Origin of the sequence: Streptomyces sp. NPDC005808 (assembly GCF_042871385.1) — a bacterium.
GTDB lineage: Bacteria > Actinomycetota > Actinomycetes > Streptomycetales > Streptomycetaceae > Streptomyces.
The window spans coordinates 250,396-270,178 of record NZ_JBIAIK010000005.1; the positions used below are offsets into that span (position 1 = coordinate 250,396).

18 protein-coding genes, 1 tRNA gene and 1 pseudogene are annotated in these 19,783 nt (G+C 70.2%); 9 read left to right on the top strand and 11 right to left on the bottom strand.

Translation table 11 applies throughout. The annotated features are described in order from the left end of the window. Positions 1 to 72: 72 nt before the first annotated feature. On the bottom strand, positions 73 to 1,509 hold the full coding sequence (locus ACFYPC_RS13965) for a M6 family metalloprotease domain-containing protein (protein WP_388674756.1): 1,437 nt from the start codon (positions 1,507 to 1,509) through the stop codon (positions 73 to 75). A gap of 354 nt (positions 1,510 to 1,863) precedes the next feature. Between ACFYPC_RS13965 and ACFYPC_RS13970 the strand changes: the two genes are divergently transcribed. Next, positions 1,864 to 3,840 (top strand): EAL domain-containing protein, encoded by a 1,977-nt coding sequence (locus ACFYPC_RS13970; protein WP_388674758.1) that lies wholly within the window; start codon positions 1,864 to 1,866, stop codon positions 3,838 to 3,840. A gap of 9 nt (positions 3,841 to 3,849) precedes the next feature. On the opposite strand, the gene ACFYPC_RS13975 is transcribed toward ACFYPC_RS13970, so the two are convergent. The 3 genes from ACFYPC_RS13975 to ACFYPC_RS13985 all read right to left on the bottom strand — a co-directional run bounded on the left by ACFYPC_RS13975 (position 3,850) and on the right by ACFYPC_RS13985 (position 6,699). Next, positions 3,850 to 4,941 carry an LLM class flavin-dependent oxidoreductase gene (locus ACFYPC_RS13975; protein WP_388674760.1) on the bottom strand — a complete coding sequence of 364 codons (1,092 nt, stop codon included), beginning with the start codon at positions 4,939 to 4,941 and terminating at the stop codon, positions 3,850 to 3,852. Positions 4,942 to 5,182: 241 nt separating this feature from the next. Then, entirely contained in the window at positions 5,183 to 5,914 is a 732-nt protein-coding gene (locus ACFYPC_RS13980) for a decarboxylase (protein WP_388674762.1), read from the bottom strand. Further along, positions 5,911 to 6,699, bottom strand: coding sequence for an aspartate/glutamate racemase family protein (locus tag ACFYPC_RS13985; RefSeq protein ID WP_388674765.1), 789 nt, complete (start codon positions 6,697 to 6,699; stop codon positions 5,911 to 5,913). The genes ACFYPC_RS13980 and ACFYPC_RS13985 overlap by 4 nt, the downstream gene beginning before the upstream one ends. Before the next feature lie 289 nt (positions 6,700 to 6,988). Between ACFYPC_RS13985 and ACFYPC_RS13990 the strand changes: the two genes are divergently transcribed. Both ACFYPC_RS13990 and ACFYPC_RS13995 read left to right on the top strand, forming a co-directional pair. Then, positions 6,989 to 7,936 (top strand): D-2-hydroxyacid dehydrogenase, encoded by a 948-nt coding sequence (locus ACFYPC_RS13990; protein WP_388674768.1) that lies wholly within the window; start codon positions 6,989 to 6,991, stop codon positions 7,934 to 7,936. A gap of 45 nt (positions 7,937 to 7,981) precedes the next feature. Further along, the gene (locus ACFYPC_RS13995; protein WP_388674770.1) at positions 7,982 to 9,406 is read left to right on the top strand and encodes an amidase; all 1,425 of its coding nucleotides are present in this window, start codon (positions 7,982 to 7,984) and stop codon (positions 9,404 to 9,406) included. On the opposite strand, the gene ACFYPC_RS14000 is transcribed toward ACFYPC_RS13995, so the two are convergent. Continuing rightward, positions 9,381 to 9,893, bottom strand: coding sequence for a DUF3830 family protein (locus ACFYPC_RS14000; RefSeq protein ID WP_388674772.1), 513 nt, complete (start codon positions 9,891 to 9,893; stop codon positions 9,381 to 9,383). The genes ACFYPC_RS13995 and ACFYPC_RS14000 overlap by 26 nt on opposite strands. A 119-nt stretch (positions 9,894 to 10,012) precedes the next feature. On the opposite strand from ACFYPC_RS14000, the gene ehuB reads away from it, so the two are divergent. From ehuB to ACFYPC_RS14030, 6 genes are all read left to right on the top strand, one after another. After that, positions 10,013 to 10,969: an ectoine/hydroxyectoine ABC transporter substrate-binding protein EhuB gene (ehuB, locus tag ACFYPC_RS14005; RefSeq protein WP_388674774.1), complete on the top strand. Its 957-nt coding sequence runs from the start codon at positions 10,013 to 10,015 to the stop codon at positions 10,967 to 10,969. After that, positions 10,966 to 11,685, top strand: coding sequence for an ectoine/hydroxyectoine ABC transporter permease subunit EhuC (gene ehuC / locus ACFYPC_RS14010; RefSeq protein WP_388674777.1), 720 nt, complete (start codon positions 10,966 to 10,968; stop codon positions 11,683 to 11,685). The genes ehuB and ehuC overlap by 4 nt, the downstream gene beginning before the upstream one ends. Then, entirely contained in the window at positions 11,682 to 12,332 is a 651-nt protein-coding gene (ehuD, locus tag ACFYPC_RS14015) for an ectoine/hydroxyectoine ABC transporter permease subunit EhuD (protein ID WP_388674779.1), read from the top strand. The genes ehuC and ehuD overlap by 4 nt, the downstream gene beginning before the upstream one ends. Then, positions 12,322 to 13,146 (top strand): ectoine/hydroxyectoine ABC transporter ATP-binding protein EhuA, encoded by an 825-nt coding sequence (gene ehuA, locus ACFYPC_RS14020; RefSeq protein WP_388674782.1) that lies wholly within the window; start codon positions 12,322 to 12,324, stop codon positions 13,144 to 13,146. The genes ehuD and ehuA overlap by 11 nt, the downstream gene beginning before the upstream one ends. Before the next feature lie 223 nt (positions 13,147 to 13,369). Continuing rightward, positions 13,370 to 14,128 carry an IclR family transcriptional regulator gene (locus ACFYPC_RS14025; RefSeq protein WP_388674786.1) on the top strand — a complete coding sequence of 253 codons (759 nt, stop codon included), beginning with the start codon at positions 13,370 to 13,372 and terminating at the stop codon, positions 14,126 to 14,128. A 99-nt stretch (positions 14,129 to 14,227) separates the two neighbouring features. After that, a tRNA-Lys gene (locus tag ACFYPC_RS14030) sits at positions 14,228 to 14,301 on the top strand. Positions 14,302 to 14,443: 142 nt separating this feature from the next. Here the strand turns inward: ACFYPC_RS14030 and ACFYPC_RS14035 are convergent. From ACFYPC_RS14035 to ACFYPC_RS14060, 6 genes and pseudogenes are all read right to left on the bottom strand, one after another. Further along, on the bottom strand, positions 14,444 to 15,088 hold the full coding sequence (locus ACFYPC_RS14035; RefSeq protein WP_388674789.1) for a response regulator: 645 nt from the start codon (positions 15,086 to 15,088) through the stop codon (positions 14,444 to 14,446). Beyond that, positions 15,082 to 16,272 carry a sensor histidine kinase gene (locus tag ACFYPC_RS14040; protein ID WP_388674792.1) on the bottom strand — a complete coding sequence of 397 codons (1,191 nt, stop codon included), beginning with the start codon at positions 16,270 to 16,272 and terminating at the stop codon, positions 15,082 to 15,084. The genes ACFYPC_RS14035 and ACFYPC_RS14040 overlap by 7 nt, the downstream gene beginning before the upstream one ends. A 71-nt stretch (positions 16,273 to 16,343) precedes the next feature. Further along, positions 16,344 to 16,805, bottom strand: a pseudogene (locus ACFYPC_RS14045) (acyl-CoA synthetase); the annotation flags it as partial. 322 nt (positions 16,806 to 17,127) lie between these two features. Then, a complete protein-coding gene (locus tag ACFYPC_RS14050) occupies positions 17,128 to 17,598 on the bottom strand; it encodes a DUF3592 domain-containing protein (RefSeq protein ID WP_388674795.1) in 471 nt (156 codons plus the stop codon). A gap of 156 nt (positions 17,599 to 17,754) precedes the next feature. After that, positions 17,755 to 18,372, bottom strand: a complete 618-nt coding sequence (locus ACFYPC_RS14055) for a lytic polysaccharide monooxygenase (protein ID WP_388674798.1) — start codon at positions 18,370 to 18,372, stop codon at positions 17,755 to 17,757. 155 nt (positions 18,373 to 18,527) lie between these two features. Continuing rightward, the gene (locus ACFYPC_RS14060) at positions 18,528 to 19,739 is read right to left on the bottom strand and encodes an SPFH domain-containing protein (protein WP_388674801.1); all 1,212 of its coding nucleotides are present in this window, start codon (positions 19,737 to 19,739) and stop codon (positions 18,528 to 18,530) included. Positions 19,740 to 19,783: the final 44 nt, after the last annotated feature.

Below are 19,783 nucleotides of genomic sequence, written 5' to 3' on the forward strand. Positions count from 1 at the left end.
GCCAGTCGCCCCACGCCAGTCGCCCCACGCCAGTCGAGGGCGGGCGGCCGCAGTGACCGCCCGCACGAAAGCTCACCCCGTCGCGATCTTGATCGTCCACGCTCCCGAGGCCGTCCGGCCCTCCACCTCGATCCGTACGTCCTCGCCGGGCACCGTGAAGGTCTCGCCGAGCGCCACCGGGGCGTCCGCGAGCGGAGGGTAGACCGAGTCCTCCCAGCAGGACTCGGAGTGGGGGTGCGCGTCGAGGACCTCGATGGGGCCGCGGCCGGACCGGGCCTCGCTGCGGACGCGGTAGACGAGGACACCCTGGGTGCACGACGAACCGTCGTTGCCCGCCGAGCCGCGCGCCTCGAAGGCGAGCACACTGCCGGGACCCGTCCGGGCCACCGCCAGTTTCGTGCCCCGTCCAGAACCGAAGGTCCGCGCGCCGGATGCGCCGGAATCCCCGGAGTCGCCGTGATCGCCGGAATCACCGTGATCGCCGGAATCACGGGAATCACCGGGATCTCTGATATCAGCCGGATCTCCGATATCACCGGAATCTCCCGGATCGCTGAGGGCACCCGCCGCGCCGACCGTCTCCGGACCCGCCCCCAGCGGCTCCAGTGTCAGCCGCGTACTCCCCCGGCCGCGCACGCACGCGACCTGGCGCGGTTCCAGCCAGCCCAGCTTCCACTTGTGCCAGCCGAACAGATCGGGCGCGAGGCCGAACTGGCTGCCCATGAGGTCCCAGTCGCCGACATAGGTGTCCCAGTCGCCCTTGCCGTCGACGGGGCGGTGGTAGAGGTCGGGGAGGTCGAAGATGTGGCCCGTCTCGTGGGCGAGGACGAGTCGGTCCGGCGGGTGCTTCTCGAAGACGGTGACGACCCGGTGGATGTCCTTGCCGTCGGCCCGCACGGGGGTGTCGAGGTTGACGACCTTCGTCGCGTCCGAGTCGACGCCCGGCGCGTCCGGGTCGGCCACGAAGTAGACGATGTCGTAGCGCGAGAAGTCGATCTGCCCGTCGGCCACGGCGATCGCGTCGCGCAGATAGGCGGCGCGGTGCGCGGAGTTCCAGTCGCGCTGTATGGCGTACGCCGTGGCGGCGTGCGGCATCCGGATCCAGTCACGCTGCGGGTGCGGGCGAAGCGTGAACTTGCCGTACGAGGCACGCTCGAAGAAGTGACTGGTGGCCGGGAAGTAGTCGGCGGTCAGTTCGGCGGGCGTGGTCTGCGGCTCCGAGCCGGGGAAGGACAGGAAGACCATCAGCGCGTCGAGAGCGCGGGTCGGGCGGGTGTAGGCGGCGTTCCAGGTGTCGAGGCCTTCCGAGTGGTGTGCCTCGGTCCGCTTCAGTGCGCACAGGTCCGAGCGGGGTTCAGCGAGCGCGGGCCCCGGCAGCAGTGAGGTCGCGGCCAGTGCCGACATCGAGGTGAACAGGGCCGCGGTGCTGCGCCAACGAGGCGCCCCGTCACGGGCGAAGGCCCGCAGAGCCTCACGGGTGAGCTCCTTGAGGGGGAGCGGACGCGGCACATCGACCTCCGGATGCGGATTTCAGAACACCGCACCCAGCTTGTGATGATTCGTCACACTTTGACCTGTTTGTCTACACCAGAAGGGTGAGAGGCCAGGGGAGGGCGACACCCCGAACACTCACGGAACGTCACATGCGATCGGAGGGGGAAGGAACCCGTCCAGATGCAGGCAGAAACGATCTGTCAGAACGGGTGGTTGCTCCAGGACACTGGACAGTGGCTGCGACTTCCCGGGGCCAGCCTCTATGATCGGCACACTTTCCTGCACGGACACGGCATGTGCGGCCGTCCATCACCGGCCGACCACCCCGAGAGACCCATACGAAGAACGAGTGCACTGCGGGAGCGAGCGGTGAGCGGAACGTCCGAAGGGCCGGCGCCCGCGGCAGACTTCGCCCGGTCGGCCGTCACAGAGCGTCACATCGACCCATCTTCCCGTACGCCCGTCGGGTTGCCTCCCGGCCCGTCCGTATCCTCCGGGCCATCTCCAGGCACATCCGGCCCTACCGGCACATCTCCCGGTCCATCCGTCTCCACCGAAACGTCTCACGACGCGTCCATCCCCTCCGAGACACCTCCTGACGCGGCGTCACCCCGTGCCTTCCAGGCCGCGTTCGCCACCGCGCCCCTCGCGATGGCCGTCGTCGACCGCGAGGGCCTGATCGTCACCGCGAACGAGTCGCTGGGCACACTGCTCGGCAGCGACTCCGACACCCTCGCCGGGCAGATCGCCTCCGATCTGGTGGATCTGGCGTCCGACGCCCGCACCTGGCACGCGTACCGCGAGGTGCTGCGCGGCCGGCAGGCCAGGCTGCGCTGCACACGTCGGCTCAAGCACCCCGACGGGCACTCGCTCTGGGTCCAGGTGACGGTCTCCCCGCTGCCCGCCCAGGAGCGGGCGGTCCTGCTCTCGGTCTCCGACGTCAGCGCCCGGCGTGAACTCCAGGCACGGCTGCGGCACTTGCAGATGCACGACGCGGTGACCCGGCTGCCCAACCGCACCCTGTTCTTCGAGCGCCTGACGGCCGCCCTGGAGGCGGAGGCGTACGAGGAGGGCGGCACCGGCCGGATCGGGCTCTGCTATCTGGATCTGGACGGGTTCAAGGCGGTCAACGACACCCTCGGCCACCGGGTCGGGGACCGGCTCCTCGCGGCCGTCGCGGAACGCCTCACGCGCTGCGCCGACGAGGCGGGCCAGGCACGGGCGACCACTCCCCTGGTGGCGAGACTGGGAGGTGACGAGTTCGCACTGCTCGTCGAGGACTCCACGGGGACGGAGCAGTTGGCCGACCTCGCCGAGTCCGTCCTCAAGTCGCTTCAGGCGCCCTTCGACCTCTCCGGTCAGCGGCTCTCCGTCTCCGCGTCCATCGGAGTCGTCGAGCGCCGGGCCGCCGGGACCTCCGCGACAGGGCTGATGCAGGCCGCGGACACCACGTTGTACTGGGCGAAGGCGGACGGCAAGGGCCGCTGGACCCTCTTCGACCCGGAGCGCAACGCCCACCGGATGACCCGTCAGGCCCTCTCCTCCACCCTTCGCGCAGCCGTCGAACGCGGTGAATTCACCCTGGAATACCAGCCGTTGGTGGGCATGGAGGACGGCAGCGTGCGCGGAGTCGAGGCACTCGTCCGCTGGAATCACCCCCAGTTCGGAATGCTCACGCCGAATCGGTTCATCGGACTGGCCGAGGAGGACGGCTCGATCGTGCAGCTCGGCCGCTGGGTCCTGGCCACCGCCTGCCGGCAGGCCCGCCGCTGGCAGTTGGACCACCCGGACGCCGTACCGATCTTCGTCAGTGTGAATGTGGCGGTGCGCCAGGTCTGGGACTCCGACCTGGTCGCGGACGTCGCGGAGATCCTCTCGGAGACCGGACTCCCGCCGCATCTCCTCCAGTTGGAGCTCACCGAGTCCGCGGTGATGGGCTCGGCGGGCCGTCCCCTCCAGGCCCTGCAGGCCCTCAGCGACATGGGCGTGCGCATCGCCATCGACGACTTCGGCACCGGCTACTCGAACCTGGCGTATCTGAGTCGCCTGCCGGTGTCCGTCCTCAAACTGGACGGCTCCTTCGTACGGGGCTTCCAGTACGAGACACGCGACGGCACCGACGCCCACCCCAACCCCGCCGACGAGGTCATCGTCGAGGCCCTCATCCAACTTGCCCACCGGCTTGGCCTGACGGTCACCGCCGAATGCGTGGAGACCGCCTCCCAGGCCTCCCGCCTGCGCGGCATCGGCTGCGACACCGGGCAGGGGTGGCTGTACTCACGGCCGGTGGCGCCGGATCGTATCTCCGCGCTGCTGGAGTCGGCGGCGACCTGCGGTCAGGTCTGAGCAGCGGGTTCAGGCCGCGGGCAAACCGTAAGCGTCCGCGATCAGTTCGTACGAGCGCAGGCGTACGTCACCGGTGTGGGCGTGGGACGTGAGCATCAACTCGTCCGCGCCCGTGCGCTTCTGGAGGTCGTCAAGGCCGGCGCGGACCTCGTCGGCGGTGCCGTGGATGACGTTGGAGTTCCAGGAGGTGATGAACTCCTGTTCCATGGGGCTGAATTCGTACGCCGCCGCCTCTTCCGGCGTCGGGACCAGGCCGGGGCGGCCGGTGCGCAGGCGGACCATGTTCAGTGCGGCGGCCAGGACCTGGCGGCGGGCCTCCTGCTCGTCGTCCGTGGCGAGGGCGGAGACGCCGATGAGCGCGTACGGGGCGTCCAGGACGGCGCTCGGGCGGAAGGACTCGCGGTAGAGGTCCAGGGCCGGGATCGTGTTCTGGGCGGAGAAGTGGTGCGCGAAGGCGAAGGGGAGGCCGAGGGTGCCGGCCAGCCGGGCGCTGAAGCCGGAGGATCCGAGGAGCCAGACCGGGGGACGGTGGGGGGACTGGACCCCACCGGGGGAGGTCGACTGGATCGGGCCCGGGACCGCGTGGATGCGGGCGTAGGGGTGACCGGAGGGGAAGCTGTCGTCCAGGAAGCGGATCAGCTCCGCGAGCTGTTCGGGGAAGTCGTCGGCGCCTTCGTGCAGGCGTTCGGTGCGGCGGAGGGCCGCGGCGGTCGCGCCGTCCGTGCCGGGGGCCCTGCCCAGGCCCAGGTCCACTCGGCCCGGGGCCATCGCCTCCAGCGTGCCGAACTGTTCCGCGATGACCAAGGGGGCGTGGTTGGGAAGCATGACGCCGCCCGAGCCCAGGCGGATGCGGGTCGTGTGGGCTGCCAGGTGGGCGAGGATCACGGCCGGGGAGGAGGACGCCACGCCCGGCATGGAGTGGTGTTCGGCCACCCAGTAGCGGTGGTAGCCGCGGGTTTCCGCGAGGCGGGAGATCCTGACGCTGGTCTGGAGGGCTTCGGTCGCCGTGTGGCCTGCGCCGACTGTGACCAGGTCCAGTACGGAGAGGGGGACCGGGGCGGTGCCCTGTGCCGTGCCGCGGATCTCGTCCGTCTCGTTCACCGGGGGTGCCTCCTGCTGCGTGTGCGTGCCGCTGTCCGCGGTCGTAACAGGAGGGTGTCTCCGCTTTATTCCCGGGCGGGCCGGGGGGTGGGCGGGGGTGTGGGCTGGGTCGGGCAGTTTTTCGCCCCCTCCGCCCCTTCCCGTCCCTTGTTTCTGGGGGCTGCCGCCCCCAGACCCCCGCTTCGGCCTGAACGGCCTCGTCCTCAAACGCCGGACGGGCTGAAATCCCCAGCCCCAGCCCTCACACCTGCACCCGCCGCTCCCTGCTGAACAGCTCCCCCAGCTCGGGGGCGTTCACTCGGCGGTCGGCCAGGCGCAACGCCTCCCAGACGGTGACCTGGTTCGCGGTGAGGACCGGTTTGCCGAGTTCTTTTTCGAGGGCCGGGATGAAGGACGCGGTGTGCAGGGCCGTGTCGGGGAGGAGGACCGCTTCCGCGTCGGGGTGATCGGACGCGCGGGCGAGGGCGAGGGTCTCGGCCTCGCCCCAGGTGCCGACCTCCGCGGCGGTGACGATCCCGGAAGCGCTCACCGCGACCACATCGACCCCGGCGTCCTTCAGGAACGCGGCGAAGAGCGCGGCCACGTCGTCCGGGTAGGTCGCCGCGACCGCGACCCGCCGAGCCTCCAGCTCCCGCACCGCGTGCGTGAAGGCGAAGGACGTGGAGGAGGCGGGCAGGCCGGCCGCGCGGGCGAGGGCGCGGACCTGCTCGTGGGCGCCCTCCCAGCCGTACACGAAGCTGCCGCTGGTGCACGCCCACACCACCGCTTCGGCGCCCGAAAGACGCAGCTCCTCGACGCCCGCCGCGAGCCGTTCCTGCGAGCCCATCTCCAGGAGCGCGTCCACGCGGTGCGCGTCCTCGCCGATGTCGGTGTGGACGAGGGACAGCCGGATGTCGCTGCCGAGCAGTTGCTCCATGCGCGGGTAGTCGTCCTCGGCCGAATGGCCCGGGTAGAGGAATCCCAGTGCGGTCATGCCCAACCTTCCTGCGGGTTCTGTTCCGGCAGTACGGGGCCGCCCCGGCGAGCCGACTCGTCCAGCAGCGCCTGATAGGGGCCCACAGCCCGGGTACCCAGTTGCCGCAGGGCTGCCCACATCGTGACCTGGTTTGCCGAGATCACCGGGATCCGCAGTTCCGCCTCCAGCTGGGGGATGACGTCGTACGTCGGAAGATTGGTGCAGCTGATGAAGAGCGCCTCGGCGGAGTCCCGGACGCTGCTCCGGGCCATTTCCACCACCTCGCGGTACGGGACCTTCCAGATATGGCTGGTCAGGCCCATGTAGGAGCGGCCGGTGACGGTGATGCCCGCTTCCGCGAGGTACTCCTCCAGGGACTGGGTGACCGAGACGGTGTAGGGCGTGACGAGCGCGATACGGCGGGCGCCCAGCTCCTCCAGCGCTTCGAGCAGGGCGCCCGAGGTGGTGAGCGAGGGGACCGCGCCCGCCCGTGTCATCGCCTCGCACATCGCCCGCTCGCCCGCGACGCCCCCGACGAAACTGCCCGAGGTGCACGCGTACGCGACGATCTCGGGCGCGACCGCGTTCAGCGCGCGCACCGCGTCGCCGAGCGTCTCGTGCTCGGAGACCAGGCGGGCCAGGTCGAGGCTGACCTCGACCGGCACGAACGGGGTGCGGGTGAGGTGCAGCGAGACGTCGTCCGGGACCCAGCGCCACAGCTCGCGGTCGAGGGCGAAGTCGAAGGGGGCTACGACGCCGACACCGCGTTGCGGACGGGGTCCGCCGAGAAAGGAGACGTCCATGGCAGGCACCGGCCTCACGAAGGGAAACGGGCGAGCAACGGACCGTGGGCGGGGTCCGTGTTGACGAAGGTAGGTTCGGGTGCGAGCGTGGTCAATCCGCGCATCTCAGACGGCTACCGCCCACCTTCACTCTTCAGCAGAGCAACTCCTCAGCGAAGCAACTGCTCAGCGATGCAACGTCTCGGAGACGAACCCGGAGAAGAACCCGGAGAAGAATCAAGAGAAGCGCCTCTGCGGAGGAGCACCCCTTCAGAGAAGCGGACGCGTATTGCGAAACGGTTTCCCGACGATGCCCGATACGACTCTGCTTGTCCTCGACGCCGACCCGCTCCCCCGCCTCGGGAAGCTCACCGGGCGGGTGCGGATCGAGCACGCCGACGCGTCCACGCTGGCCGACCGGCTGCCGGCGGCCGATGTGCTGCTCGTCTGGGACTTCAGCTCGCACGCCGTGCGCCGCGCCTGGCCCGGCGCGGGTCCGCGGCCGCGCTGGGTGCACACGGCCAGTGCGGGGGTCGACCATCTGATGTGCCCCGAACTCGCCGCGTCCGACACGGTGGTGACCAACGCGCGCGGAGTCTTCGACCAGCCGATCGCCGAGTACGTCGCCGCGCTGGTCCTCGCGATGGCCAAGGATCTGCCGAGGACCTGGGACCTGCAAGGGCGGCGGGAGTGGCGGCACCGGGAGTCGCAGCGGGTGGCGGGCACCCGTGCGTGCGTGGTGGGTTCCGGACCGATCGGGCGGGCGATCGTCAAGTCTCTCAAGGCACTTGGCATCACCACGGCCCTGGTGGGGCGCACCCCGCGCACCGGTGTCCACGGCCCCGAGGAGCTGGACCGGCTGATGGCGCGCGCCGACTGGGTGGTGTCCGCGGCGCCGCTCACCGAGGCCACGCACGGCATGTTCGACGCGCGGCGCTTCGGGATGATGCAGCCGTCGGCACGCTTCATCAACGTCGGACGCGGGCAGCTGGTCGTCGAGGACGCGCTGGTCGAGGCGCTGTCGAAGCGGTGGATCGCCGGGGCCGCACTGGATGTCTTCGAGCACGAACCGCTGGGTCCCGACAGTCAGTTGTGGGAGGTTCCGGGTTTGATCGTGTCGCCCCACATGAGCGGGGACACGATCGGCTGGCGGGATGAACTCGGCACGCAGTTCGTGGAGTTGTTCGAGCGCTGGGAAGCGGGGAAGCCATTGGCGAACGTCGTCGACAAGAAGCGCGGGTACGTGCCCGGTCACTGAACTCCCGTCACCACCCACCATGATGAACTCCCTTTGGAGGGGCCGATGTCGGAACTCACCGAGCTGACCGCCGTGCAACTCGTCGACGGCTACCGCAAGGGCGAATTCAGCCCCGTGGACGCCACCCGCGCGACCCTCGACCGGGCCGGCCGGATCCAGCCCGCGGTGAACGCGTTCGTACGACTCGACACGGACGAAGCCCTCGCCCAGGCAGGGGAGTCGGCGGAACGCTGGCAGCGGGGTGAGCCCGCGGGCCTCCTCGACGGCGTCCCGGTCACGGTCAAGGACGTCCTCCTGCTGCGCGGCGCGCCGACCCTGCGTGGCTCCAAGAACACGGATCCGCAGGGAAGTTGGGACGAGGACGCGCCGTCCGTCGCCCGCCTGCGGGAACACGGCGCCGTGTTCCTCGGCAAGACCACGACACCCGAGTTCGGCTGGAAGGGCGTCACGGACTCGCCGCTCTCCGGCGTGACGCGCAATCCGTACGACGTCTCACGCACCGCGGGCGGCTCCAGCGGCGGAAGTGCGGCGGCCGTGGCGCTCGGCGCGGGCCCGCTGTCCCTCGGCACCGACGGGGGCGGCAGTGTCCGTATCCCGGCGGCCTTCTGCGGGATCTTCTCGCTGAAACCGACGTACGGCAGGGTGCCGCTGTATCCGGCGAGCGCGTTCGGGACGCTGGCGCATGTGGGGCCGTTGACCCGGGACGCCGCCGACGCCGCGCTGATGATGGACGTGATCAGCGGGCCCGACGCGCGTGACTGGTCGGCGCTCGGGCCGGTGCACGGCTCCTTCGTGGACGCGTTGGAGGGCGGGGTGCGGGGGCTGCGGGTCGCGTACTCGCCCTCGCTCGGCGGGCAGGTCGCGGTCCGGCCGGCCGTCGCGGCGGCGGTACGGCGGGCGGTGGAGCGGCTCGCGGGGCTCGGCGCCCATGTCACGGAGACCGACCCGGACTTCACCGATCCGGTGGACGCCTTCCACACGCTGTGGTTCTCCGGCGCGGCCCGCGTGACCCAGCGATTCGGGCCCCACCAAAGGGAGTTGCTCGACCCCGGTCTCCGCGAGATCCGCGATCTCGGCGCCCGCTACAACGCGCTGGAGTACCTCGCCGCGGTCGACGCCCGCATGGAACTGGGCCGGCGCATGGGCCTCTTCCACGAGTCGTACGACATCCTGGTCACGCCGACGCTCCCGCTGACCGCCTTCGAGGCGGGCGTCGAGGTCCCCGCACACTCGGGTCACCGCCGCTGGACGGGCTGGACTCCCTTCACGTACCCCTTCAACCTCACCCAGCAGCCCGCGGCCACGGTCCCGGTCGGCGTGGACGGGGACGGGCTCCCGGTGGGCCTGCAGATCGTGGCCGCCCGCCACCGCGACGACCTCGTCCTGCGGACGGCGCACGCGCTGTACACGGCGGGGGCCGCGGGAGTCCCGGCCCCGAGCTCACCTAGTGCCGGGCCCGCCGGAAGCTGAGCGTCTCCCCCAGCGCCCCCGAGCGCCACAGGTCGTTGCAGGCCTCGGCCATCGCGTCCAGGCCCTCGGTCACCTGGCCCCAGACGATGCCCGGCACCCAGCCGACATCCCCGTTGAGCAGCAGGTTGTTGCGCTCGTAGAAGAGGGCGAGGTCGACGACGGTGGTGCCGGGGCGTACGTCGGTGTCGTAGCCGTACGACTTGGTGCCCAGCTCCGTGCCCGCGAAAGCGAAATAGCACAGATCACCCGGTATCGGAGTGACTGTCGGGTTCTCCAGGGGTGGCTCGGTGGGCGCGAAGGGCGGGAAAAGGGCGTAGATCTCGTTGCGCGCGTACTTCGCGTGGTAGACGTCGCCGCTCAGCGGGAGGGCGTCCCACACCGCCGCGCAGGTGATCGGCGCGCGCTCGTCGAGCAGTTTCGCCGTGCAGTGGACTCCCCGCTTGACCAGGGAGATTTCGATGTGCCGTGCGGTATCGCGGTCGGTCATGCGTTCCATGGTTGCGCTTGCGGTCCCGCCGCGGTCAAGGGGGCGTCAGGGACGCAAGGAGTGATACGGGGCTGAAATCGATCCGCATAAGTCGCATCGACGCGGGTAGCGGCGCCGCCATGGCTCCACCACTTGCGAGAGACACGAAGGACGCGCAGGACGCGCAGGACGCGGACGCGCAGGACAGACACGGACGACGGCCGAGCCGGCGGGCGCTGCTCGCCGGTGCTTCCGCGCTCGGTGCCGTCGGGGCGCTGGGCGCGGCCGGCTGCAGCCGGGTCGCCACGGCCTCCGGCGCGGGCGGCGGCGATCTGCTCGACCGGCTGAGGGCGCAGGGTGTCGTACGACTGGGTATCGCCGGTGAGATCCCGTTCGGCTACATAGACACCGACGGCGAGCTGACCGGTGAGGGGCCGGAGGTCGCGAAGGTCATCTTCAAGCGGCTGGGGGTGGATCGCGTCCAGCCGGTTCCGATGGAGTTCGGCTCGCTGATCCCGGGACTGCAGTCGCAGAACTTCGATGTCGTGTCCGCCGGGATGTACATCAACCCCGAGCGCTGTGCGCAGGTCATCTTCTCCGACCCGGACTACCAGATGCTCGACGCGTTCATCGTGCGCAAGGGCAACCCGAAGAACCTGCACGGTTACAAGGACGTCGTCGAGTCCGGGGCCAAGTTCGCGACCGGCACCGGTTACGCCGATATCCAGTTCGCGGTCGAGGCCGGGTACAAGGAGAGCGACATCCTGATCGTGCCGGACCAGGTCGCCGGGCTGAACGCGGTGGAGGCGGGGCGCGCCGACGTGTTCGCGGGGACCGCGCTGGCCGGGCGTGAAGTGGTGAAGAAGTCCTCCAAGGCCGAGATCACCGAGGCCTTCGCGCCGCTCGTGGACGGCAAGCCGCATGTGGACGGCGGCGGCTTCGCGTTCCGGCCGACCGAGACGAAGCTGCGGGACGCCTTCAACGTGGAGCTGAAGAAGCTGAAGGACAGCGGCGAGGTGTTCCGCATCCTCCAGCCCTTCGGATTCACCAAGGCCGAGATGACCGACCTGACCGCGAAGGAGTTGTGCCGCGGATGACCTCGGGACTCTGGGAACTCGTACTCCAAGGAGTCTGGGTCACCGTCCAACTGCTGTTCTTCAGCGCCCTGTTGGCCGGGGCCGCCTCCTTCGTCGTGGGCATCGCGCGCACGCACCGACGGTGGATCGTCCGCTTCCTGGCGGGCTTCTACACCGAGGTGTTCCGTGGTACCTCCGCCCTGATCATGATCTTCTGGGTGTACTTCGTGCTGCCGCCGGCCTTCGGCTGGCAGCTCGTGCCGATGTGGGCGGGCACCCTCGCACTGGGGCTGACGTACGGGGCGTACGGCAGTGAGATCGTGCGCGGCGCGCTGAACGCGGTCGACCCCGCGCAGCGCGAGGGCGGGGTCGCGCTCAGCTTCACGCCCTGGCAGCGGCTGCGGCTGATCCTGCTGCCGCAGGCGATACCCGAGACGATCCCCTCCTTCTGCAATCTGCTGATCGAGCTCCTCAAGGGCACGGCCCTGGTCTCGATCATGGGGATGGGCGACCTGGCGTTCAGCGGCAACCTGGTGCGGCTGGCCCTGCAGGAGAGCGCGGAGATCTACTCGTACATCCTGCTGATCTATTTCGTGATCGCCTTCCTCCTCACGCGGGTCATGCGCGGTCTGGAGAAGCGGCTGAAGGCCGGGGTCGGGAAGGCGCCGGAGCGCGGTGTGTCCCGGCGTGAGCTGCGCCGGGCCGAGGCCACCGGAGTCGGCGGAGGTGTCGTATGACCTGGGACTGGAGCGCTGTCGGCGAGTTCATGCCGCAGTTCTGGGACGGGCTGCTGGTCACCCTGCAGGCACTTGCCCTGGGTTCGGTGATCTCCTTCGCGCTCGGCCTGGTGTGGGCACTGCTGATACGGATCCCGAGTCGGCTGGTGCGCTGGCCGGTCGGTGTCGTCACGGAGTTCATCCGCAACACCCCGCTGCTGGTGCAGCTGTTCTTCCTCTTCTACGTGCTGCCCGAGTGGGACGTCACGTTCTCCGCGCTGACCACGGGTGTCGTCGCGATCGGGCTGCACTACTCGACGTACACGATGCAGGTCTACCGGGCCGGCATCGAGGGCGTACCCGCAGGCCAGTGGGAGGCGGCCACGGCGCTCAGCCTGCCGCCGTCGCGCACCTGGACGGCGGTGATCCTGCCGCAGGCCATCCGGCGGGTGGTCCCGGCACTGGGCAACTACGTCATCTCGATGCTCAAGGACACGCCGCTGCTGATGGCGATCACCGTGCTGGACATGCTCGGTGAGGCGCGGCTGTTCTCGCAGCAGCACTTCCAGTTCACCGAGCCGCTCACGGTCATCGGTGTGGCCTTCGTTCTCATTTCCTATCCGGCCTCCCTTCTCCTGCGAGCTTTGGAGCGACGTCTTGTCCGCTGACACGAATCCGACGAAGGACACCGACCACACCGACCTCGCGGGTGCCGCGGTGCGTGCGGCGAATCCGGCGGTGGACGGCAGCGAGCTGATCCGTTTCGACCACGTCACCAAGCGCTTCGGGGACAACACCGTCCTCGACGGGCTGGACTTCTCCGTCGCCTCCGGCAAGCACGTCACGCTGATCGGGCCCTCCGGCTCCGGCAAGACGACGATCCTGCGGATGCTGATGACGCTCACCCGGCCCGACGAGGGCACGATCACGGTGGCCGGGAAGCGGCTCTTCCCGGCCGGGGAGAAGGAGATCCGCGAGGTCCGCAAGAAGATCGGGATGGTCTTCCAGCAGTTCAACCTCTTCCCGAACATGACGGTGGGCAGGAACATCACGGAGGCGCCCGTCACCGTCCTCGGTCTGTCCAAGGACGAGGCCGAGGCGCGCGCCCGCGAGCTGCTCGACCTGGTCGGTCTCGCCGACAAGTGGGATGCGTACCCGAGTCAGCTGTCCGGTGGACAGCAGCAGCGCGTCGCGATCGCGCGGGCGCTGGCCATGCGCCCGCAGGTGCTGCTGCTTGACGAGGTGACGTCCGCGCTCGACCCGGAGCTGGTCGCAGGAGTCCTCGATGTCCTCCGTGACATCGCGCACACCACGGACATCACGATGCTCTGTGTGACGCACGAGATGAATTTCGCCCGGGACATCTCGGATCAGGTCCTTATGTTCGATTCCGGCCGGGTCATCGAGTCCGGCCCGCCCGAGAAGATCTTCAGCGATCCCGGCCAGGAAAGGACCAGGGAATTCCTCAGTGCGGTCCTCTGATTGCGGGGAGTGAACGCGGCCGTGCGGGAGAAGCCGCGAGGTCCGGGTCCTGGGGCATGCCCTAGGTGTCATGACCTGGGCATATGCCAGCGTGGCGCGTTCCTGCTGAGGGGCCGGGCGCACGCCACAATCTCGTCAACGGACGCTCACAGCAAGGACTTTGAGGGCTATCGTGGTGGAAGCTCAGCTGTCCGAAATACGGCCCAGAAGCCAGGGGGAAACCGTGGCGCTGAAGCACGAGCCGACCGCGCCGTACCACTCGGCCCAGGACGCCCTCCGCGTCCTGGAGACGGTGTCACGGCACTCCGCCGGCGTCCTGGACGCCGAGATCGCCCGCCGGACCGGACTCAGCGCTGACTGCCTGCCCGCACTCCTCCTGATGCTGCGCCGGGAGGGATACGTCGAGCAGGTCGCCGACGGCGCATACATCAGCGGGGCCGCTCTCGGCCGCCTCGCCTCCGCCCATGGCCGCGACCAGGCTCTGCGCGAGCAGCTCCAGCGGACCATGGACAGGCTGCGCGACACGGTCGGCGCCGCGATCTACCTCAGCCGGTACGTCGACGGTGAGATCCACATCTCCCAGTACGCCGACGGCCCGGCGACCCCCGCGGTCAACGAATGGGTCGACTTCCGTTCCTCCGCGCACGCCACCGCGATCGGCAAGAGCCTGCTCGGCCAGCTCGACCACGACGGCCGCCGCGACCATCTCTCCCGTCACAGGATGGCCCGCCTCACCTCGCGCACCATCACGGACGAACGGCTGCTGCTGTCCCGGCTCGGCGCCCAGCCGCCCACGGTCCCGGTCCTGGACCTCCAGGAATACGCGATCGGCACGGTCTGTGCGGCGGTCCCGGTCACGGCGGGCTCCTCCGTCGGCTGCCTCGCCCTGTCGCTGCCCGTCGAGCACGCGCACCGACTCCGCCAGGCGGCGGACTCGCTGAACCGCGGGGCGGCCCCGGTACTCCTTTCCATGGCCTTCTAGGGCTTGCGGCGGGCGGCCGGAGCGTGGTCGGAAGCACCCGCACGGACCAGGTAGTATTTCTTTTGTCGCCGCCCGCCGAGCGCGGGAGGCGAGAGTCATGCGCCGCTAGCTCAGTTGGTTAGAGCAGCTGACTCTTAATCAGCGGGTCCGGGGTTCGAGTCCCTGGCGGCGCACAACTGATGAAGGCCCTCCACGATGTGGGGGGCCTTTCACGCGTGTCCAGCGTCTGCCGGGTGCGGGCTCAGCCGACTGCCCTCAGCCAGCCGTTGTCGGTGGTCCGACAGGCGTTGTCGGTGGTCCGAACGACAGACACCCTCAGCCCCGTAGATACGCCAGTACGGCCAGCACCCGCCGGTGGGTGTCCTGCGCAGGGGGCAGATCCAGCTTCCCCAGGATGTTGCCGATGTGTTTGCCCACGGCCGCCTCGGTGACGACCAGTTGGCGGGCGATCGCACCGTTGGACTTCCCCTCGGCCACCAGGCCGAGGACCTCGCGCTCGCGCGGAGTCAGCGCCTGCAGCGGATCGCGCCGACGGCGCAGCAACTGCCGTACGACCTCGGGGTCCACGACCGTGCCGCCCTCGGCGACCCGCCGCACCGCCTCCGCGAACTGCTCGACCTGGCCGATGCGGTCCTTGAGGAGATAGCCGACGCCCGTGCCGTCCCCGGTGTCGAGGAGTTCGGCGGCGTACGCGCGCTGGACGTACTGGCTGAGGACGAGCACCGGCAGCCGTGGGTCCGCCGCGCGAAGGGCGAGCGCCACGCGAAGGCCCTCGTCCTGGAAGCCGGGGGGCATCCGTACGTCGGTGATGACGAGGTCGGGGGCGTGCGCCGAGGCGGCGTCGCGCAGTGCGTCCGCGTCGCCGACCGCCGCGACGACCTCGTGCCCGAAGCGGTTCAGCAGACCCACCAGCCCCTCGCGCAACAACACGCTGTCCTCGGCGAGTACCACTCTCAGCAAGGGATCTCCATCGTCAGGACGGTCGGCCCACCGGGCGGGCTGTCAATGGCCAGTGTCCCATCGAGGACCGCCAGCCGGTCGGCGAGCCCGGTGAGTCCGGAACCCGCTCCGAGGTCGGCTCCCCCGCATCCGTCGTCCCGCACCTCGATCCTCAACCGCCCTTCCCCGTAATGCCCTTGGATCCACGCCCGCTCCGCTCCGCTGTGCCTGCCCACGTTGGCGAGCGCCTCGCGCACCGCGAAGTACGCGGCGGACTCGACAGGTTCGGCGAACCTCGGCAGTTCCACGTCCACCTCCACGGGTACGGCGGACCGGTCGGCGGCGTCGGCGATCGCGTCGCCGAGTCCGTAGTCGGCGAGCACCTGTGGATGGATGCCGTGGATCAACTCCCGTAGTTCGACGAGGACTTGATCCGCCTCCGTGTGGGCTTCCGCGAGGCGCGCCGCCAGCGCGGGCGGGGCGTCAAGGCGGGCAAGGCCCAGCCGCATGCTCAGCGCCACCAGCCGCTGCTGCGCCCCGTCGTGCAGATCCCGCTCGATCCGCCTCCTCTCGGCCTCGAACGCCGCCACCAGGCGCGCCCGGGACTTCGTCACCTCGGTGAGCCGTCCCTCGGCCCGGCGCGGCGCGAGCAGCAGCCGAGTGAGCGCGGCGCGGGCACCGGCGTACCGGGCGAGAGGCCGCAGGAGTACGAGGACTAGGGCGGCGCCGGCCGCGGCGCACAGGAACGCCTGCCCGTACGTGTCGATCAGCCACAGCTTGACGGCCCGGGTTTCGCCGCCCGCGACGGCGAGTTGCACCGGCGTCCCGATCATCGCGCCGGGGATCGCGAGGGCGACGGTCAGCACCACCGTGTCCAACGGCCACAGCACCGCCGCGAGGAGCACGGCGTACGCCAGTTCGCGCCAGGTCGCCTGCTCGGTGAAACGGAGCCTGGCCCAGGCGGCCGGACCGGGCTCGTCCGGGGTCCGGTGGGGGGTGGGCACCCGCGCCGGGTCGACGAGCCGCAGCCGCCACCGCTCCAGCGCCCCGACGGGTACGCCGGTCAGCGCGAGCAGCGCGAGGAGCGGCAGCCCGACGAGCAGGGGGGTCAGCGCGGCTCCGGCGATGCCGAGCAGCAGCATCCCGGCGAGCAGCGGGGCGCCGACCAGAACGCCGCTGATGAGGTACCGCACCGAACGGATCACGCGCTCACGTTAGGTGGCGCGTGACTGCGCGGACCATGGCGGCGGTGGGTGTATCGGCGGTAGGGCAGGACCTACCTGGTCAGCAACTCCTCGCGCCCGCGCGCCCGGTACTCGGCGACCAGGTCCCCGACCTCCTCCCCGGTCAGCCTGCGGTACGCACACTCCCCCGGCGGCCGCCACCAGACCGGGTCCGGACATCTGAAGCCCTCGCGTCGCAGCCCGACCCGGTGGACCTTGTTCGTCGCCGTGACGGGCATCCGCGGCACGATCCGTACGAAGCGGGGGGGCCATCTTGGTCCCCAGGTCGGGCTGGGACAACAGGAACTCACCGAAGGCGAGCGGATCGAAGGAGGCCGCGGAGCGCAGCGCCACGGCAGCCATGACCTGGTCCCCGCGACCGCGTCCGGCACGGCGTACACGGCCACGGCGGCGGCGTCCTCGTACCGGGCGAGGATGTTCTCGATGACGGCGGCGGCGAGGTTCTCGCTGTCGACGCGCAACCGGTCGTCGGTGCGCCCCGCGAAGTACAGGAACCGGCCGGCGACGGCGGCCCCGCGAGGGCCGCCGCGCTCAGCCACATCGGGTACTCGGGCGTGTTGTCGAGCAGCACGCCGAGGTGCGGTGGGTCGGCCTTCGGCGGCAGCAGGTCGGCGAGCAGCGCCGCCCGGGACGCCGCGCCCGCCGCCACCGGGTGGTGGGTCAGGACCCGCCCTTCGAACCACAGCCCCGGCCGGTGGTCGTTCCAGCGTTCCTGTACGAGCTCCTCGACGGTACGCCTCAGGGATCCCATGGAGGCGCACCATAATTGACGTACCGTCAGATGGGGAGACTCGCGAGTGCGAGGACTCCTGGGGGCTACGGCATGCCCGCGAAGGGATCGTCCGACGCGAAGGCCGTGTGGTAACTGACCATGAAGCCGACGCAGAAGGCGACGACCACTCCGAGGAGGACCAGGACGCCGATCGTGCGGGCGGCGGCCTTGCCCGGGCTCGGCGCGTGGGCGGTGGCCTTCTCGGGGCGCTCGGCCGTGTAGTGGACCGTGACGATGTCGCCTTCGAGGACCGTCGAGTGACCGCCGCTCTCCTCGAAGCGGACCGCCCGGCCCTCGCGCGTCCGGAACTCGAAGACGTGGTGCAGCGTCGTGGTCACCGAACTGTCGCCGGCGCCGCCGCTGGTCGTGGTGTACGAGCGCAGACAGCGCGCTTCGGCGGTCAGCCCGCTGTTCCAGGCGCGCCGCAAATCCAGCGAGCGGCTGATGACCCTGGCTGCCACGACTGCCACCGCGACGATGAACAACCCTGGTACGGCATAGAAAAACACGTCCATCACGAGCCCCCGGCGTTCGGTGCGGTTCCGCGCACGCCGACACGGTCATGTCGGCGTGCGGGGAACCTACCCGCCAGGGAGGGGGGTGCAGCTCAAGGGAGCCTCAGAGAACAAGGCTCCCTTCGTAACACCCTGGAACCTGACGCCCAGCAGGCTTCAGAACGTGACGTCCGAGCAGGAGTAGAACGCGTTCGCCGTGTCGGCGATCGTCCACACCGCGACGATGACGTGGTGCCCGGTGCGGCCCGTGGGGATCGTGCCACTGTGCGAGATCGTGGACGGCGGGCGCGCGTTGTTGTAGGGGACGGTGAGGAAGGGCGTGGTGTTCAGGTCCGAGCGCGCGAGCGCGTGGCTCTGGTTCCAGCCCTGCTTGGTCAGGTAGTACTTGAAGTCGGTCGTGGCGTGCGAGGCGGTGAACTGCCAGCGGAACGTGTAGCTGCCCCCGCCCGTGACCTTGGTCGTCGGCCAGGCGCCACCCGACGGCGTCGTCGGGCTGTTGAGCTGACCGAACTCGGGGTGGTTCGCCGAGCAGATCTGGCCGTCGGCCGCGCCTGCCGCGGGGAAGCCCTTGGGGCCCTCCACGCTCTGCGGCTCCCACTGGATGTTGCCGCAGTTGGCCACAGAGCCGTTCTGACACAGCTTCTGACGGCTGAGAGGAAGGTCCGTGTAGCCGTGGCCACTGGCACCGCCGCTGGAGAGCACGAGCGCTCCCGTCGTGGCGAGGCCGACCATGCCCGCGTACCACTTCGCTTTTCTGGTCGCACGTATGCGCATCCTGCTGCTCCTGAGGACGTGGGGGAAGTTCACCTGAGCTGTGCGCGCTGCCTTGCAGGTCTAGACCAAGTCTCAGAATATTGCCAGTTGTTGAACATGTCCATACCAATCATCAAGTCGTTTACCCGTCACTCATGAAGACCTACCCCGAACTCTCATGAAGACGATTCCCGGCGGCCCGTGTAGAACGCCACCGTCAAGTCCTTGACCAGCGCCTTGCGTTCGTAGTCGTCGAGTTCGACGAGCCCCCGGACGGTCAGCCGGGTCACCGTGTCCTCGACCGAGTCGACGACGGAGGTGAGCACGGTGTCGCGGTGCTGGGCGTCCAGCGCGGCGATCCGGCGGCGCTGCATCACGGCGGCGACCTCGGGCGCGTAGTCGATCTTCGTCGGCTGAGCCGAGAACACCTCGAGGCCGACCGGCGCGGTGTCCGCGGCCACCAGCCGGGTCAGCGCCTCGCCGACCGCCTCGGTGTTGCGCAGGGTCGCGTCCCTGACGACGGCGGGCGGCAGTTCGGCCGGGAGCCGCGAGAGCACCCGTGAGAGCGCCGCCTCCACGCACTCGCGCAGATACGTCTCGTGGTCCTCCACCCCGAGCGTGGCGCGCGCGGTGTCCCTGACCCTCCAGACGACCAGCACGACCACCCGCAGCGCGACCCCGTTCGTGTCGACCACGGACATCGGCTCGCTGCGCCAGTGCCGCAGCCGTACGTCGACGCGGCGGCGCAGCACCAGCGGGTTGACCCACATGAGCCCGGTGCGCCGGACCGTGCCGCGGTAGCGCCCGAACAGTCCGAGCACCCAGGCCCGCCCGGTCCGCCCCCGGGCGAGACCGCCGAAGCCGAACAGACCGAGTGCGCCCGCCCCCGCGTACGCCGCCCACTGCGCCGGCCCGAGTCCGGCGCCGCCGTGCCCCGGCAGGTCGAGCGCCTGCGCGACCGAGTGGGGCAGGGCGCCCGCCCACCACGAGGTGAGTACACATCCGGCCAGCCCACAGGCACCGGCCAGCACTCCCACCGCTCCGGGCAGCACCCGTGCGGGGCGCTCCACCAGTTCGGGGTCGATCTCCGGCACCGGGCGCGGGGCCGCGCCGGGCGCCGGGCGCCGGATGCGCGGCTGCTCCCCCGTACCGCGCCGCCGCCCCACGACGGCGGGCCCGAGCGGGACGGACACCGGCTCGGGATCGTCCCTGAACAGCAGATGGACGGGGATCTCGGTGGTCACCTCGTTGTGAATGAGCCGGGTGGAGCGCGCGCCACCCTCGCGCGCGCCACCCTCGCGCGCGCCACCATCCGGTGCCGGTTCCGTCCCGGGCGCCCTGGAGCACGGCCCCTCGGACTCCGGGGTGTGTGAAGTCGTCGTACTCATATCTGCCTCCATGCCTCCGCGCCTGGAAGATCCGCCTGGAAGGT

Coding starts and splice junctions, on each gene's coding strand:
- ACFYPC_RS13980 (WP_388674762.1), bottom strand. CDS start 5,914: ATGACCGCACTGGGATTCCTCTACCCGGGCCATTCGGCCGAGGACGAC.
- ehuC (WP_388674777.1), top strand. CDS start 10,966: ATGACCTCGGGACTCTGGGAACTCGTACTCCAAGGAGTCTGGGTCACC.
- ACFYPC_RS14050 (WP_388674795.1), bottom strand. CDS start 17,598: ATGGACGTGTTTTTCTATGCCGTACCAGGGTTGTTCATCGTCGCGGTG.
- ehuB (WP_388674774.1), top strand. CDS start 10,013: ATGGCTCCACCACTTGCGAGAGACACGAAGGACGCGCAGGACGCGCAG.
- ACFYPC_RS13985 (WP_388674765.1), bottom strand. CDS start 6,699: ATGGACGTCTCCTTTCTCGGCGGACCCCGTCCGCAACGCGGTGTCGGC.
- ACFYPC_RS14000 (WP_388674772.1), bottom strand. CDS start 9,893: ATGACCGACCGCGATACCGCACGGCACATCGAAATCTCCCTGGTCAAG.
- ehuD (WP_388674779.1), top strand. CDS start 11,682: ATGACCTGGGACTGGAGCGCTGTCGGCGAGTTCATGCCGCAGTTCTGG.
- ACFYPC_RS13995 (WP_388674770.1), top strand. CDS start 7,982: ATGTCGGAACTCACCGAGCTGACCGCCGTGCAACTCGTCGACGGCTAC.
- ACFYPC_RS14060 (WP_388674801.1), bottom strand. CDS start 19,739: ATGAGTACGACGACTTCACACACCCCGGAGTCCGAGGGGCCGTGCTCC.
- ACFYPC_RS14055 (WP_388674798.1), bottom strand. CDS start 18,372: ATGCGCATACGTGCGACCAGAAAAGCGAAGTGGTACGCGGGCATGGTC.
- ACFYPC_RS13990 (WP_388674768.1), top strand. CDS start 6,989: ATGCCCGATACGACTCTGCTTGTCCTCGACGCCGACCCGCTCCCCCGC.